At 67.3% G+C, this 13840-nt stretch carries 12 protein-coding genes; 8 read left to right on the top strand and 4 right to left on the bottom strand.

All coding sequences use genetic code 11. The features are described 5' to 3' along the window. Positions 1-189 precede the first annotated feature (189 nt). Positions 190-1893, bottom strand: coding sequence for a hypothetical protein (locus AvAM_RS09845; RefSeq protein ID WP_212742266.1), 1704 nt, complete (start codon positions 1891-1893; stop codon positions 190-192). Between the two features lie 299 nt (positions 1894-2192). On the opposite strand from AvAM_RS09845, the gene AvAM_RS09840 reads away from it, so the two are divergent. The 3 genes from AvAM_RS09840 to AvAM_RS09830 all read left to right on the top strand — a co-directional run bounded on the left by AvAM_RS09840 (position 2193) and on the right by AvAM_RS09830 (position 5474). Continuing rightward, positions 2193-4475 (top strand): FG-GAP repeat protein, encoded by a 2283-nt coding sequence (locus tag AvAM_RS09840; protein ID WP_137746880.1) that lies wholly within the window; start codon positions 2193-2195, stop codon positions 4473-4475. A gap of 325 nt (positions 4476-4800) precedes the next feature. Then, a complete protein-coding gene (locus AvAM_RS09835) occupies positions 4801-5088 on the top strand; it encodes a DUF4148 domain-containing protein (RefSeq protein ID WP_137746879.1) in 288 nt (95 codons plus the stop codon). Between the two features lie 92 nt (positions 5089-5180). Beyond that, positions 5181-5474 carry a DUF4148 domain-containing protein gene (locus AvAM_RS09830; RefSeq protein ID WP_137746878.1) on the top strand — a complete coding sequence of 98 codons (294 nt, stop codon included), beginning with the start codon at positions 5181-5183 and terminating at the stop codon, positions 5472-5474. A 152-nt stretch (positions 5475-5626) separates the two neighbouring features. On the opposite strand, the gene argC is transcribed toward AvAM_RS09830, so the two are convergent. Further along, positions 5627-6565: an N-acetyl-gamma-glutamyl-phosphate reductase gene (argC, locus tag AvAM_RS09825; RefSeq protein WP_137746877.1), complete on the bottom strand. Its 939-nt coding sequence runs from the start codon at positions 6563-6565 to the stop codon at positions 5627-5629. Between the two features lie 169 nt (positions 6566-6734). On the opposite strand from argC, the gene AvAM_RS09820 reads away from it, so the two are divergent. Beyond that, positions 6735-7622, top strand: coding sequence for a LysR family transcriptional regulator (locus tag AvAM_RS09820; RefSeq protein WP_137746876.1), 888 nt, complete (start codon positions 6735-6737; stop codon positions 7620-7622). Between the two features lie 27 nt (positions 7623-7649). Here AvAM_RS09820 and petA read toward each other — a convergent pair whose 3' ends face one another. Further along, entirely contained in the window at positions 7650-8201 is a 552-nt protein-coding gene (gene petA, locus AvAM_RS09815; RefSeq protein WP_249368052.1) for a ubiquinol-cytochrome c reductase iron-sulfur subunit, read from the bottom strand. Between the two features lie 409 nt (positions 8202-8610). Between petA and AvAM_RS09810 the strand changes: the two genes are divergently transcribed. Further along, positions 8611-9945 carry a sigma-54-dependent Fis family transcriptional regulator gene (locus AvAM_RS09810; RefSeq protein ID WP_137746874.1) on the top strand — a complete coding sequence of 445 codons (1335 nt, stop codon included), beginning with the start codon at positions 8611-8613 and terminating at the stop codon, positions 9943-9945. A 105-nt stretch (positions 9946-10050) separates the two neighbouring features. Here the strand turns inward: AvAM_RS09810 and AvAM_RS09805 are convergent, their stop codons facing one another. Next, positions 10051-10764 carry a TetR family transcriptional regulator C-terminal domain-containing protein gene (locus AvAM_RS09805; protein ID WP_171012182.1) on the bottom strand — a complete coding sequence of 238 codons (714 nt, stop codon included), beginning with the start codon at positions 10762-10764 and terminating at the stop codon, positions 10051-10053. 182 nt (positions 10765-10946) lie between these two features. Between AvAM_RS09805 and AvAM_RS25625 the strand changes: the two genes are divergently transcribed. From AvAM_RS25625 to preA, 3 genes are read left to right on the top strand one after another with little or no spacing between them, the layout of a single operon-like run. Then, entirely contained in the window at positions 10947-11096 is a 150-nt protein-coding gene (locus AvAM_RS25625; RefSeq protein ID WP_171012181.1) for a hypothetical protein, read from the top strand. Then, complete coding sequence (locus AvAM_RS09800; protein ID WP_137746873.1) at positions 11096-12445, top strand: NAD(P)-dependent oxidoreductase; 1350 nt, start codon at positions 11096-11098, stop codon at positions 12443-12445. The genes AvAM_RS25625 and AvAM_RS09800 overlap by 1 nt, the downstream gene beginning before the upstream one ends. Before the next feature lie 33 nt (positions 12446-12478). Beyond that, on the top strand, positions 12479-13792 hold the full coding sequence (preA, locus tag AvAM_RS09795) for an NAD-dependent dihydropyrimidine dehydrogenase subunit PreA (RefSeq protein ID WP_137746872.1): 1314 nt from the start codon (positions 12479-12481) through the stop codon (positions 13790-13792). The last annotated feature ends 48 nt before the right edge of the window (positions 13793-13840 follow it).

Raw genomic sequence — 13840 nt, 5'->3', positions numbered from 1 at the left:
TGTTAGCACTCGTCTGCAGTGAGTGCTAATGATACGGGCATTTGTGGCCGTTTCAAGACACCCCCTGCAGACGCCTGGGGGTTTGGAAGGGCAAAAAGGGAGGCGAAGGTGTGCAGAACGCCGCCGCCCGGGTGGGGCAGGGGTGGAGGCTCCGGGTGACAGGCGCTGGGCAGGTTGCCGGGGCGGCCGTTACAGGCCCTGCAATACCTGGGTGTGCCAGGCCTGCAGGGTGGCCTGCCGCTCGCGGCGGGCGGTGTCGTCCGCATCCTGGGCCTCTTGCTGGCGCTGCAACTGCTTGAGCAGGGGGAGCAGGTCGGTGTGCCGGGACTGCTCGCCAGGCGCGGTGGTGGTGCTGGCGGTGACCTGGTTGTTCTCGACCCGGGTGGTGTGCTGCGAGCGGGACATGGCCTGTGTGAGCGTGGCGCGGATGGCCTCGCCGTTGTCGTAGGCCAGGTCTACCTCCGTGCTGCTGCGGTCTTCCACCTTGTTGTAGAGGTAGTTCTGCGATGCCGAGGTGGTGTCGAGCCGGGGCGCGGCCGACACCAGCAGGGACTGGTGGTAGGACGCCATGAGCTGCGCCGTCTGGGTCTGGCTGACGGCCCGGTTGCGGCTGGAGCTGCCCGTGATGTGGGTGGACTGGTTCAGCGTGTAGTGGAACGTGTCGAGTTCCTGTGTACGGCGCGGGTTGGTGGCCCGGGTGGTGGCGGTGATGCTGGCATCGAAGTCTGCCAGGCCCGTCAGCAGGCCCTGATCCTCTTCGCCGAAGGTGCCTGTTTGGGTGTGCAGCGGGGTGCCAAGCTTCAGGCCGACGCCCGCCTGGGGGGCGTCGTAGCGGCTGTGCATGGCCGCAAAGGTGGACTTGAACAGGTCCACCAGCGCCGGTTGGGCCTGGCCGCGTTCTGCCGCCTTGTCGATGCGGCCCAGGTAGTGTTCCACCGCGTTGGCCCGTTGTGCCTCTGTGCCCCACTGCGCGGGTTGGCGCAGGTCGGTGGCCATCTTCACCACCCCCTCGCGGCTGCGCAGCTGCACTGCGCGCCGGTCTCCATCGACCTGAAGCTGTGCACCCAGCGTCAGCACCCGGTTGCCGTCCCTGTCCTTGCCGTAACTCTCCAGCTGCAGTTCCAGCCGGGCGAAAGCCTTGGTGTCGAACCGGAGCAGTTCTTCCACATCCAGTTTGGGGTCGTCGCCTGACAGGCCTTGCACGGCCTTGTCGAACCCGCCCGCCAGGGCCCGAAGCGCCTCGCGCTCCTGCACGCTGAGTTTTCCGTCCACCACGATTTCAACCGACATGCCAGAACCCGTGGCGCTGGGCTCGCGCTGGTCGTGGATGGACAGGCGCACCCGGGCGCCGGAGCGGGTCTCGATGGAGAGTTCCACGCTGCCGCTCGGGCGGCTCTTGAAGGACCAGAGCGCATCCATCGCCTTGCCCTGGATCCGGTCGGGCGAATAGGCAGGAGCCATGTACACCACGGTTTGTCGGTAGCCCGCCCCCGTGCTGGCCACCTGCTCCAGCAGCGCCGAGCCCAGGCCCGCCAGGCGGCCCTGTTGCGTGGTGCCGCTGGTGTTGCGGCCCATCACCTCAGCCAGCGTGTTGTCGGGGGCCTGTTCCCACACCTGCATGCGCCCGCCCCGGTTTTGCATTTCCAGCAGCGCTTCGTAGGTGGCAGTGGCTGTCTCCAGGCTGCCTGGCCTCTGCGTGATGTGCAGGAACTGGCTGCTGCCATTCACCGATGGGGTGGCAGCGACGCTGTGGCTGGGCGTGGTGGGGTTGACTGTGATGGGTGTCGGCGGTGCGGTGACCAGGGGCGTGGCTGCCGATGGGGCGGGGGTCACTGCGGGGCTCCACGCGGTCGCCGGGGTGGGGGAGAGGCTGGACAGGCCGACAACACTCATTGCTGGGTTTTTCTCGTTGGTTTTATCCAGGGTTTATCGGCAGCCAGCCGCAGAACTGAAAGGCAAGCACACCGCCAGCCCCGTCTGTCAACCCGGCTTCGGTGGGGTGGGTGCGAGCGCTTGCAAAAACTAGAGTGCGTGCTGGCCTGCCGGGCCGCTGTCCCTGTCCCGTGCGCGGAGAACCCTTGATGTCCCGATCTGCTTCTTTTCCCTCCCCTACCCCTAGCCCAACCCTTTGCCCACAGCGCCCCAGCGGGGCACCGTGTGGGCCGCTCGGGCTGCCCCAGGCGCTGCTGCGCATGCGCCGCTGGGCGGCCGGTGTGTTGATGGGGGTGGTGGGCAGCGCGCTGGTGGCCTGCGGGGGGGGCGATGGCGCGGCGACCCCTCCGCCTCCGCCGCCCGAAGCAGTGCAGCACCCCGTGGGTGGCCAGGTGAGCGGGCTCGCCGGGGTGCTGGTGCTGGCCAATGGCACGCGGGGGGAATGGACCATCACCACCAGCGGCAGCTATGCCACCCAGGTGGCGCAGGGCGAGTCGTACAACATCGTGGTGCGCACCCAGCCCACGGGGCAGACCTGCCTGGTGGAGAACGGCGCGGGCGTGGTGGCGGGGCCGGTCACCAATGTGCTGGTCCGCTGCACCACCAACACCTATGCGGTGGGCGGGACGGTGGCGGGCCTCGCGGGGGCGCTGACCTTGCGGCTCAATGGCACGGCCGACCTGTTGGTGACCATCGATGGGGCATTCCGCTTTGCCCAGGCCGTGCCCCATGGCAGCACTTATTCGGTGGCTGTGCAGGTGCAGCCGGTGGACCAGTTTTGCGAGGCCAATGGCGCCACCGGCGTGGCGTTGACAGAGGTGACGCAGGTGCGGGTGACCTGTCGCACGATCGATGTGCCCCCCCCGCCACCGCCCCCTCCACCCATTGCTGCTGCTCCTCTGGGCATGGCCATTGCCTATGGGACGAAGGCACTGAACTTTTCGTGGCAGGCCGCTGTTCATGCCACCAGCTACACCGTGTACGAAGACCCTGACGGGCCGGGGCCGCTGGCGGCTGCGCAGATCGGCACCACGGCCAGCACCACGCTCGCGCATGCGGTGCCGGTGCTGCTGCACCTGCGGCTGAATGCCACCTACACGGTGCGGGCCTGCAACGTCAGCGGGTGTAGCGCCCCCTCGGCCTCGGTGGCGGCAGACATGGTGCAGGCCGTTGGCTACTTCAAAGCCTCCAGCACGGCAGCGGAGGCGCGGTTTGGAAACCGGGTGGCCTTGTCCGGCAACGGCACGACCCTGGTCGTCGGGGCGTATGGCGAAGCTGGCAACACGGGCGCGGTGTATGTCTTCACCCGCACGGGCAGCATCTGGTCGCAGCAGGCGCGCATCACCGCGCCCAATGGCGAGGCCAACGATTATTTCGGCAATGCCGTGGCCCTGTCGGCCGATGGCAACACCCTGGCGATTGGCGCCGATGGCGAAAGCGGCGACCAGACGGGGACCTTTGCGGCCATGCCCCCCAGCAACAACCTGGCCAGCAGCTCTGGCGCCGTGTATGTCTATTCCCGCGTGGGCACCGCGTGGTCGCAGCAGGCATTCATCAAGGCCAGCAACACCTTTGCCTCCGATCTGTTCGGTGCGTTTGTTGCGCTCTCGGCCGATGGCAACACCCTGGCCGTCGGTGCCTACTACGAAAGCGGGGACCTGACGGGCGCCCACGGCGATGCGGCGTTTGCGTCGTCCGGCGCGGCCTATGTGTTCAACCGCACGGGCACCAGCTGGGCGCAGCAGGGCTATATCAAGGCCGCCAATGCAGGGGCGGGGGATTTCTTCGGGATCTACCTCAGCCTGTCTGGCAGTGGCGACACGCTGGCGGTGGGGGCGTTCTTTGAGCGCAGCGCCTCGGCCGCCACCCCGGCCGACGACTCCCTGCAGGACGCGGGTGCCGCCTATGTGTTCCAGCGCAGCGCCGGGGTCTGGGCCCAGCAGGCCTACCTCAAGGCGCCCAGCCCTCTGGCGCTGGACCGCTTTGGCGTGGCGGTCATACTGTCGGGGGACGGCAATACGCTGGCCGTGGGCATGGACGGAGACAGCAGCGACCACACGGGCGTTTTTGTGGTGCCCCCTGCCAGCAACAGCCTGGCGCTCAACTCAGGGGCCGTGTTTGTCTACACCCGTGCCGGCGGCACCTGGCAGCCGCAGGCCTACCTGAAGGCGTCCAACACCCGCACCCCGCACCGCTTTGGTAACAACCTCAGCATGTCGAGCGACGGCAACACGCTGGTTGTGCCCTCCTACCGCGACAACAGCGCGGCCACGGGCTTCAACGGTAACCAGGCCGACACCACGGCCGCAGATGCGGGCGCCGTGCTGGTGTTTCGCCGCACGGCAGGCACCTGGGTGCAACAGGCCTACCTGAAGGCGCCGAACACCGGGAGTGGCGACCGTTTTGGCGGCCGGGTGGCGCTGTCGGGCGACGGCACCACGCTGGCCGTCGGGGCCTCGACGGAAGACGGAGGGGCGAATGGCATTGGGGGCAACCAGGCCGACGAAAGTCGCACCAACGCGGGTGCCGTGTACCTGTACTGAGAGACGGCGGCGGGGGGGTGTGCGCAGCCCTTGCGTGTCGCCAAGAAAGCGCCGCCTTTAAACAGGCTCTGAGGGTTTGCGCCCGCCCTGCCCGTGGTTCTGAAAGGAACCACGGGCTTTTTTTGTGCCTGTCCACGCCACGCGGTATTGTTTCTAATACTGGAACAGTTAGTTCGCGACCCGGTGGTTTTTCTCTGAACACCATCGGCGTACAGTTCAACCCATCGATGAGCCGAACCCGCAAGGCGACTCACCGAACCCGGTTCAGGAATGGTTTTTTGGCCCGGCTTTTTTGAGACGCTTTTTAACTTCAAGGATTTTCATCATGAACAACACCGCACGTTTCTTCTCCATCGCCGCTGTCGCTGCTTTCGCCTCTTTCGGCGCCCACGCTGACGAAGCCGATGCTTCGCAGTTCGCCACCAAGTTCGAAACGAACCGCACCCGTGCTGAAGTGGCCGCCGAAGCCGCCACGGTGGCCCAGACCCGCAGCATTGAGCCTGCTGGTTCCCGCGTGGTGACCTACAAGAGCACCGCTGACCGCGCTGCTGTGCGTGCCCAGGCTGCTGAAGCTGTGCGCACTGGCCAGATCTCTTACGGCGAGCGTGGTTGATTGCTCAGCGTCTGATTCGCTGAATCCACCGCCCTTCCTGTTTCGTATTGCCCAGTACATCCCTCTTTTTTGAATTTCATCGGAGTTTCACCATGAACAAGACCGCTCGTTTCCTGTCCATCGCCGCTGTGGCTGCTTTCTCTGCCTTCGGCGCCCACGCTGACGAAGCCGATGGCTCGCAGTTCGCACTGAAGTTCGACACGAACCGCACCCGTGCTGAAGTGGCTGCTGAAGCCGCTACTGTGGCCCAGACTCGCTCCATCGAACCCGCAGGTTCGCGTGTGGTGACCTACAAGTCCACGGCTGACCGCGCTGCGGTGCGTGCCCAGGCTGCTGAAGCCCTGCGCACGGGCCAGATCCCTTCGGGCGAATTCAGCGCCATGTAATCGGTTGACGCAGTTGCGGGCCTTCCCATGGTGGTGGCACGCCGCGTTGGCGGGGTGTTGCTGCCATGGGGAGTGTTTTTCCCCGGGGCTGCAAATCAAACAGATCGGGCTCCCATCGGGAGCCCTTTTTGTTGGTTCATAGAGCCCTGGGGCTAACCGGCCCTGTGGGCCAGCATCAAATCCAGGTTCTGCACAGCCGCGCCCGATGCGCCCTTGCCCAGGTTGTCGAACACGGCAGTGAGCAGCACCTGCCCATGCCGCGTGTTGTGGAACACGCCCAGCCGCAGCTGGTTGGTGCCATTGAGGGCCTGCGGGTCCAGGTGTTCGGCGGCTTCGGCCTGTGCAAGGGGCATGACTTCGACATGGGCGGCGCCCGTGTAGTGCTGCTGCAAACAGGCGTGCAGCCGCTCGCCGCTGGCACGCGAAGGCAGCTGGTGCATGAACAGGGGAATGCTCAGCACAATGCCCTGGCGGAACGCGCCATAGGCGGGCACAAAAAACGGGCGCTGGGCCAGGCCCGCGTGCTGTGCGATTTCGGGCGTGTGCTTGTGCTCCAGCTTCAGTCCATACAGCTGAAAGGCCGGGGCATGCGCGCCGCTGGGGCCTTCATGCGCTTCCACCCGGGCCCGCCCGCCGCCCGAGTAGCCCGATACCGCGTGCACCGACACCGCATGCTCGCGGCCCAGCAGTCCCGCTTGCACCAGGGGGCGCAGCAGGGCCACCGCCCCGGTGGGGTAGCAGCCCGGGTTGCTTACCCGCCGGGCGCCTGCAATGCGCGCAGGCTGCGCGGCATCCATTTCAGGAAAACCATAGACCCACTGCGGGTCGGTGCGGTGCGCCGAACTGGCGTCGATCACCTGCACTGCCGGGTTGGTGATGGCGGCCACGGACTCGCGCGCGGCGGCATCGGGCAGGCACAGGATGGCGATGTCGCAGCTGTTGATGGCCTCGGCCCGGCGGGCCGCATTTTTGCGTTCGGCATCGGGCAGGGTCAGCAGGCGCAGGTCGGTGCGGCCGCGCAGGCGCTCGTGGATCTGTAGGCCGGTGGTGCCTTGGTCGCCGTCGATAAAAACAAGGGGAGATGCAGTCATGGGGTGGGGCTCCTGGTGGTCAAGGCAGCATCCCTGGCCGGGGGGGGCGGATGCCGAGGTGGATGGGTGCCGGTAAAGAAGGGATGTGAGGGATGTGCAATCTTCGGCGCCGGTCTAAACTTTGAAAAGTTGAATTTCACAAACATCAGCATCAGGTTTACTGAACGTCATGCGCGAACTCAACCTTGACCGGCTGCGTACCCTGGTCACCATTGCCGACCTCGGCTCCTTCGCCGAAGCCGCACGGGTGCTGCACCTGGCACCGCCCACGGTGAGCCTGCATATCGCCGACCTGGAGGCCCAGATCGGCGCGCCCCTGCTGGTGCGCAAACGCGGCGAGGTGCGGCCCTCGGGCGTGGGCGAGGCGCTTGTCGAACGCGCGCGGCGCCTGCTGTCCGATGCGGACGACACCCTGGACCTGATTCAGCGCCAGGTGCAGGGGCTGGCCGGGCGGGTGCGCCTGGGGGCATCCACCGGCGCCATTGCCCACCTGTTGCCCCAGGCGCTGGAGGTGCTGGGCCAGCACCACCCGGGCGTGGATGTGCAGGTGGCGGTGCTGACCTCGCCAGAGACCATGGCCCGGCTGGCCAGCGGGGCGCTGGACATTGGCCTGGTGGCCTTGCCGCAGCCCGCTGTGCGCGGGGTGGCGGTGCTGCCCTGGCGGCGTGATCCGGTCATGGCCTTTGTGCCATCGGCCTGGGCCGCGCCCAGGCGCGCCACGCCGCGCTGGCTGGCGGGCCAGCCGCTGATCTTGAACGACGAGGGCACCAGCCTGTCGCGCCTGTGCAAGGAATGGTTTGCCCAAGCGGGAGAGCACCCCCGGGCGCGCATCCAGCTCAACTACAACGACGCCATCAAAAGCCTGGTGGCCGCTGGTTACGGCGCCACGCTGCTGCCGCACGAGGCCCCGTCTGCTGCACCCCTGGACCCGCGCATCCGCATGCTGCCCCTGCAGCGCCCGCTCTGGCGCCCGCTGGGCATTGCCCACCGCGAAGGCGGCGTGGAGCGTGCCACCCAACATGTGCTGGATGTGTTGTGGCAGCAGAAACAGGGCTGATGCGGCGCAGAGCCGTCATCAGGCCACTCAGGCGGCGTCCTCGCCGATCCGCAAACGGGTGTCCGACACGTAGTGGTGGGGCGGCACTTCCAGGTTGACGGGCGCTGGCTTGTTCTTGAACACGCGGCCCGCCAGGTCGAAGGTGGAGCCGTGGCAAGGGCAGAAGAACCCCCCTTGCCAGTCGGGCCCCACGCTGGGGTGGGCCGTGCCTGCGGGGATGGCGCTGGGCGAGCAGCCCAGGTGGGTGCAGATGCCCACGGCCACCAGCAGTTCGGGGCGGATGGAGCGCGCCGGGTTGCGGGCGTATTCGGGCTGCTGGTCTTTCTGCGATGTGGGGTCGGCCAGGGCCGGGTCCAGCCCGGGCAGGGTGGCCAGCATGTCGGGTGTGCGCCGCAGGATCCACACCGGTTTGCCGCGCCACTCCACGGTGGCCAGCCCGCCCGGCGGCAGGTCGCTGATGTCCACCTCCACACTCGCTCCCAGGGCCCGCGCCCGCTCACTGGGCGCGAGGCTGGATACCAGGGGGATCGCCACCCCGGCGGCGGCCAGGCCGCCAGCGGCTGCGGCCAGCAGCACCATCTGGCGGCGCTCGGTGGGGGCCGGGTTGTCGATAGCGGGGACAAGGACGGTGGGGGAGGGGAGGAGTGTGGAGGGCATGGCGGCGTTCCAGTGTGCGAGAGGGCGGTGGAGCAGGCGGGGGCGCGACCAGAGGGGATACAAAACCGCCCGGCGGCTGTCCCGGCCTGGCTTTCTCTTGGCAATTGGCGTGCCACCGAGGCGCCGGGCGAAAAACCTTTGTGAATCAACAGGGTGCCGAAACTTTTCGCTTGCCCAGGGATGCGAGCCACTGCCAAAACACTGCCAAAACACTGCCAACTGACTGCCAGGTGCAGACGCCATGGCATAGATCAAAGCCAGGGCGCCCGAACTCAGGCACCGTGGGGGCTTCGGCGCTCTGCCTTGTGCTCCGTCTTCCTCACATCCACCCATGGCCAGTCCCCACCTCCCGCCGCCCGAACTGGTGTCCTTCCTCGACGGTCTGCCCGACCCCCACATCCTGCTGGACGGTGCCTACCGCATCCTGGCGGCCAATGCGGCCTACCAGCAGCAGTTTGGCGGCGGGGCCCCTGTGGTGGGCCGCCGCTGCCATGAGGTGTCGCACCATGCCAGCCTGCCCTGCGACCAGGCGGGCGAGTCTTGCCCCCTGGCGCAGGCGCGCCAGTCGGGCCAGCGCGAACATGTGCTGCACCTGCACCACACGCCGCAGGGCGAGGAGTACGTGCAGATCGCGCTGGCGCCCATACGGGGGGCTGACGGGCAGGCCGCCTTCTTCGTCGAGAAGATGGTGCCGCTGCCCCTGGCAGCCCCCAGCCTGCCCGGCGTTCCGGGCCTGGTCGGGCGCTCGCCAGCGTTTCAGCGCATGCTGGGGCTGGTGGCGCGTGTGGCACCCGTGCGGGCGGCAGTGCTGCTGCTGGGCGAGTCTGGCACCGGCAAGGAGCTGGTGGCCCGGGCGCTGCACCGGGGCAGCCCCCGGGCCGCACGCGCCCTGGTGCCGGTGGATTGCGCCAGCCTGTCCGAAAGCCTGTTCGAGGCCGAGCTATTCGGGCACGAGAAGGGCGCCTTCACCGGTGCGGCCCAGGCCCGGGCCGGGCTGGTGGAGGTGGCGGACGGCGGCACGCTGTTTCTGGACGAGGTGGGCGACATCCCTCTGCCCCAGCAGGTCAAGCTGCTGCGCCTGCTGGAGACCGGCACCTACCGCCGTGTGGGCAGCACCGAGCTGCGGCATGCCGACCTGCGTGTGGTGTCGGCCACCCACCGCCACCTGCCGCGCCTGGTGGCCGAGGGGCGCTTTCGTGAAGACCTGTACTACCGCCTGGGCACCTTTCCCATCCTGCTGCCGCCCTTGCGCGAGCGGCAGGAGGACATCGCGCTGCTGGCGCAGGCGCTGCTCGACCGCCTGGCCCCTGCCCACCGCGCGCTGCGCCTGTCCGAAGCCGCTGTGGCCGTGCTGCAGGCGCAGCCCTACCCGGGCAACGTGCGCGAGCTGCGCAACCTGCTGGAGCGCGCCGCCCTGCTGTGCGACCACACGCTGATCGATGCCGAACATGTGCACCAGGCGCTGGCCTGCGGCCTGCCAGCCTTGGCGGATGGTGCGGGTGCAACACATGCCTCCGCCCCGCCGGACGACGCCACCCTGCGCCAGGCGCTCGCCAGCCACCGGGGCAGCCGTGCGGCGCTGGCGCGGCAACTGGGCATCAGCGAACGTTCGCTGTACCGGCGGCTCAGGGCGCTGGTGCCGCCGGGGAGAGGGGAGGTTGGATAAAAATTGGCCTTCTGCGCGCGACCATATTGGCTTTTAAGCTATTAAATATATAGCATGCAGGCTTTGGCCCGATGGATGGCTTTGCCACCATGCCGCTTTCGGCGCTCAGACCACCGCGTCGGGCGACAGCGCGCTCAACACCATGCGCACGATCAGTTCCTCGGCCTTCTCGTAGTCGCGCTCGGTCAGTGCGGGTTTGCCCAGCAGCAGGGCGAACTGCGCTTCCTGCTCCGCATACGCCTGCGTGACCGACCAGATGATGAACATCAGGTGTGTGAAATTGACCTTGGCAATGCGGCCCTCGCGCGCCCAGCGTTCGAAGGTGCGCACCTCGGTCTTGAGCAGCGGCGCCACGCGTTCTGTGATGGCCGTGCCATACCGTGGTGCACCCGCAATCACCTCTTTGGTGAACACCTTGGCGCCCTGGGGGCGGGTGCGCGAGTAGTGCAGCTTGGCGCGGATGTAGCGCCGCAGCGCCTGCTGCGGGTCGTCGCTGTGCGACAGGTCTTCCATGCCCGCCAGCCACTGGGTGAGCACATCGTCCAGCACCCGCTGGTACAGCGCCTCCTTGCTCGGGAAGTAATACAGCAGGTTGTGGCGGCTGATGCCCGCCGCGGCGGCAATGTTCTCCAGCGAGGCGCCCTCGAAGCCGAATTGGGCGAAGTGGTTCTCGGCCTCGGTGAGGATGCCCTGCTCCTTGGCCAGGCGCGATGCCTTGGGCGCGCGGGGCGCCACGTTGTTGCCAGGGGCGGTGTGCGGCACCTTGGGAGCGCGGGGGGCGGAGGGAGCTTTGGGCGGGCGGGAGGCGGCGGCAGTCATTGCACCATTGTGGAACAAGCCGGGACTGAAAACTGGCAAATCGCTGGCGTGGGGCTGGCACGCGGTTTGCTCTAGGGATTTTACCAATTGGTAAATTTTTACACGTTGGTAAATTGATCCACACCGCAGGGCACCGCCGCACCAAAGCAGCGGGCACCTGCCACCCCACAGCGAGGACCACGATGAAACCTCCGAAGTTTGCGGGCACCAGCACCCACGCTGGTGCCGCATTGGTTGGCGCCACTGGCTGGCGTTTCAACGCTGCGCGGCGTGCGCTTGCACGCCCCTTGGGCGCCCAGACCCTCACCCTCACCCTCTCGGAGGAAACCTGATGGACACACCTGCAAGCCGTGCCTGCGGCATTCATGCCGCACGCCTGAACCTGGCCGACTACGCAGTCAACTTCGGCGACGCGCACCCGCCGCTCACCCGGGCGCAGGCGCTGATCGAGGCCGAGCGCTGCTACTACTGCCACGACGCACCCTGCGCCACGGCCTGCCCCACGAGCATCGACATCCCCTCGTTCATCCACCGCATTGCGCAGGACAACAACCGGGGCGCGGCCCGCGCCATCCTGGAGGCCAACCCGCTCGGTGGCATGTGCGCCCGCGTGTGCCCCACCGAGGTGCTGTGTGAGCAGGCCTGTGTGCGCAATACCAACGAAGACAAGCCGGTGGAGATCGGCTCGCTGCAGCGTTATGCGACTGACGCATTTTTTGAAAAGCCCGGTGCACCGCTGTTCCAGCGCGCAGCAGCCACCGGCAAGCGTGTGGCCGTGGTGGGCGCCGGGCCTGCGGGCCTGGCCTGCGCACATGGCCTGGCCGTGCGTGGACATGACGTGGTGCTGTTCGAGGCGCGCCCCAAGCTGGGCGGCCTCAATGAATATGGCCTGGCCAGCTACAAGACCACCAACAACTTCGCGCAGAAGGAAGTGGAGTGGCTGCTGTCCATCGGTGGCATCGAGGTGCGCACGGCGCAGCAACTGGGCCGTGACATCACGCTCGACAGCCTGCTGGGCGCGTACGACGCCGTGTTCCTGGGCCTGGGCCTGCAGGGCGTGAACGCGCTGGGCGTGGCCGAGCCCACGGCCACCGGCTTGAGCAATGCGGTGGATTTCATCGCCGAACTGCGCCAGAGCACCGACCTCTCCACCCTGCCTGTGGGCCGCCGCGTGGTGGTGATTGGCGGCGGCATGACGGCGGTGGACGCCGCCGTGCAGTCGCGCAAGCTGGGCGCCGAAGAAGTGACCATCGTCTACCGCCGGGGCGCAGAGGCCATGTCGGCATCGCCCGTGGAGCAGCAATGGGCGCAGACGAATGGCGTGACCATTCGCCACTGGGCCGCACCGAAAGAGGTGTTGAGCGAAAACGGCGCGGTGAAGGGCGTGCGCTTTGCCGCCACGGCGCTGAGCGGCGGCAAGCTGGTGGAAGCCGGCGAGACCTTCACGCTCGAAGCCGACATGGTGCTCAAGGCCATCGGCCAGACCTTTGTGGCCGAGCCCGTGGGCAGCCGCATTGCGCTGGAGGGCGGGCGCATCGCCACCGATGCCGAAGGCCAGACCAGCCTGCCGCGCGTGTGGGCCGGTGGCGACTGCCGCGTGGGCGGCCGCGACCTCACGGTGGAGGCGGTGGAGCACGGCAAGGTCGCCGCTGTCTCCATCCACGCCGCACTGATGGCCTGAACCCCTTCCACCCAGTTTTCACGGGAGCACCCCATGGCAGACATTCGCAGCAATTTCCTGGGCATCCAGAGCCCCAACCCCTTCTGGCTCGCCTCCGCACCACCCACCGACAAAGAGATCAACGTCACCCGCGCCTTCGAGGCGGGCTGGGGCGGCGTGGTGTGGAAGACGCTGGGCGAAGACCCACCGGTGGTCAACGTCAACGGCCCGCGCTACTCCACGCTCATGTCGCAAGACCGCCGCGTGATCGGCCTGAACAACATCGAGCTGATCACCGACCGGCCGCTGCACACCAACCTCGAAGAAATCAAGCGCGTCAAACGCAACTGGCCGGACCGGGCCATGATCGTCTCGCTGATGGTGCCGTGCGAGGAGCAGAGCTGGAAGAACATCTTGCCGCTGGTGGAAGACACCGGCGCCGACGGCATTGAGCTCAACTTCGGCTGCCCGCACGGCATGAGCGAGCGCGGCATGGGCGCGGCCGTGGGCCAGGTACCTGAATACATCCAGATGGTCACGGCCTGGTGCAAGCACTACAGCAAGCTGCCGGTGATCGTGAAGCTCACGCCCAACATCACGGACGTGCGCCAGCCCGCACGCGCTGCCAAGGCGGGCGGGGCGGATGCCGTGTCGCTCATCAACACCATCAACTCCATCATGGGTGTGGACCTGGACCGCATGGTCATGAGCCCGAGCACCGATGGCTGGGGCTCGCACGGCGGCTACTGCGGCCCGGCCGTCAAGCCCATCGCGCTCAACATGGTGGCCGAGATTGCGCGCGACGCGCAGACCGCCGGCCTGCCCATCAGCGGCATTGGCGGCATCACCACCTGGCGCGATGCGGCCGAATACATTGCGCTGGGTTGTGGCACGGTGCAGGTGTGCACCGCCGCCATGGTCTATGGCTTCAAGATCGTGCAGGACATGTGCGATGGCCTGTCCAACTTCATGGACGAACACGGCTACGCCACGCTCGACGACTTCAAGGGCCAAGCCGTGCCCACGGTGAAAGACTGGAAGAACCTCAACCTCAACCACATCGAAAAAGCCGTCATCAACCAGGATGCCTGCATCCAGTGCGGCCGCTGCCATGTGGTGTGCGAAGACACCTCGCACCAGGCCATCACCTTCACCAAAGAAGGCGGCGTGCGCAAGTTCGAGATCAACGAGGCCGAGTGCGTGGGCTGCAACCTGTGCGTGTCGATCTGCCCCGTGCCCGAGTGCATCACCATGCGCGCGCTGGAGCCCGGCGAGGTGGACGTGCGCACCGGCAAAAAGGTGACGGGCGAATACGCCAACTGGACCACGCACCCTAACAACCCGCAGCGCGTGTCTGCAGCCGCTTGATATGTGCCCGTGCGAGCGTGTGCCACAGACCGTGCAAGGCGTTGTGAC

Origin of the sequence: Acidovorax sp. NB1, assembly GCF_005405905.1 — a bacterium.
In the GTDB taxonomy this organism is placed as follows: Bacteria; Pseudomonadota; Gammaproteobacteria; order Burkholderiales; family Burkholderiaceae_C; genus Acidovorax.
The sequence above is the reverse complement of the archived record's forward strand: the minus strand, read 5'-3'. Positions and strand labels throughout refer to the sequence as shown.

Excerpts from the sequence above, each read along its gene's own strand:
- AvAM_RS09845 (WP_212742266.1), bottom strand. The coding sequence starts at position 1,893 with ATGAGTGTTGTCGGCCTGTCCAGCCTCTCCCCCACCCCGGCGACCGCG.
- AvAM_RS09840 (WP_137746880.1), top strand. The coding sequence starts at position 2,193 with ATGCGCCGCTGGGCGGCCGGTGTGTTGATGGGGGTGGTGGGCAGCGCG.
- AvAM_RS09835 (WP_137746879.1), top strand. The coding sequence starts at position 4,801 with ATGAACAACACCGCACGTTTCTTCTCCATCGCCGCTGTCGCTGCTTTC.
- AvAM_RS09830 (WP_137746878.1), top strand. The coding sequence starts at position 5,181 with ATGAACAAGACCGCTCGTTTCCTGTCCATCGCCGCTGTGGCTGCTTTC.
- argC (WP_137746877.1), bottom strand. The coding sequence starts at position 6,565 with ATGACTGCATCTCCCCTTGTTTTTATCGACGGCGACCAAGGCACCACC.
- AvAM_RS09820 (WP_137746876.1), top strand. The coding sequence starts at position 6,735 with ATGCGCGAACTCAACCTTGACCGGCTGCGTACCCTGGTCACCATTGCC.
- petA (WP_249368052.1), bottom strand. The coding sequence starts at position 8,201 with ATGGTGCTGCTGGCCGCAGCCGCTGGCGGCCTGGCCGCCGCCGGGGTG.
- AvAM_RS09810 (WP_137746874.1), top strand. The coding sequence starts at position 8,611 with ATGGCCAGTCCCCACCTCCCGCCGCCCGAACTGGTGTCCTTCCTCGAC.
- AvAM_RS09805 (WP_171012182.1), bottom strand. The coding sequence starts at position 10,764 with ATGACTGCCGCCGCCTCCCGCCCGCCCAAAGCTCCCTCCGCCCCCCGC.
- AvAM_RS25625 (WP_171012181.1), top strand. The coding sequence starts at position 10,947 with ATGAAACCTCCGAAGTTTGCGGGCACCAGCACCCACGCTGGTGCCGCA.
- AvAM_RS09800 (WP_137746873.1), top strand. The coding sequence starts at position 11,096 with ATGGACACACCTGCAAGCCGTGCCTGCGGCATTCATGCCGCACGCCTG.
- preA (WP_137746872.1), top strand. The coding sequence starts at position 12,479 with ATGGCAGACATTCGCAGCAATTTCCTGGGCATCCAGAGCCCCAACCCC.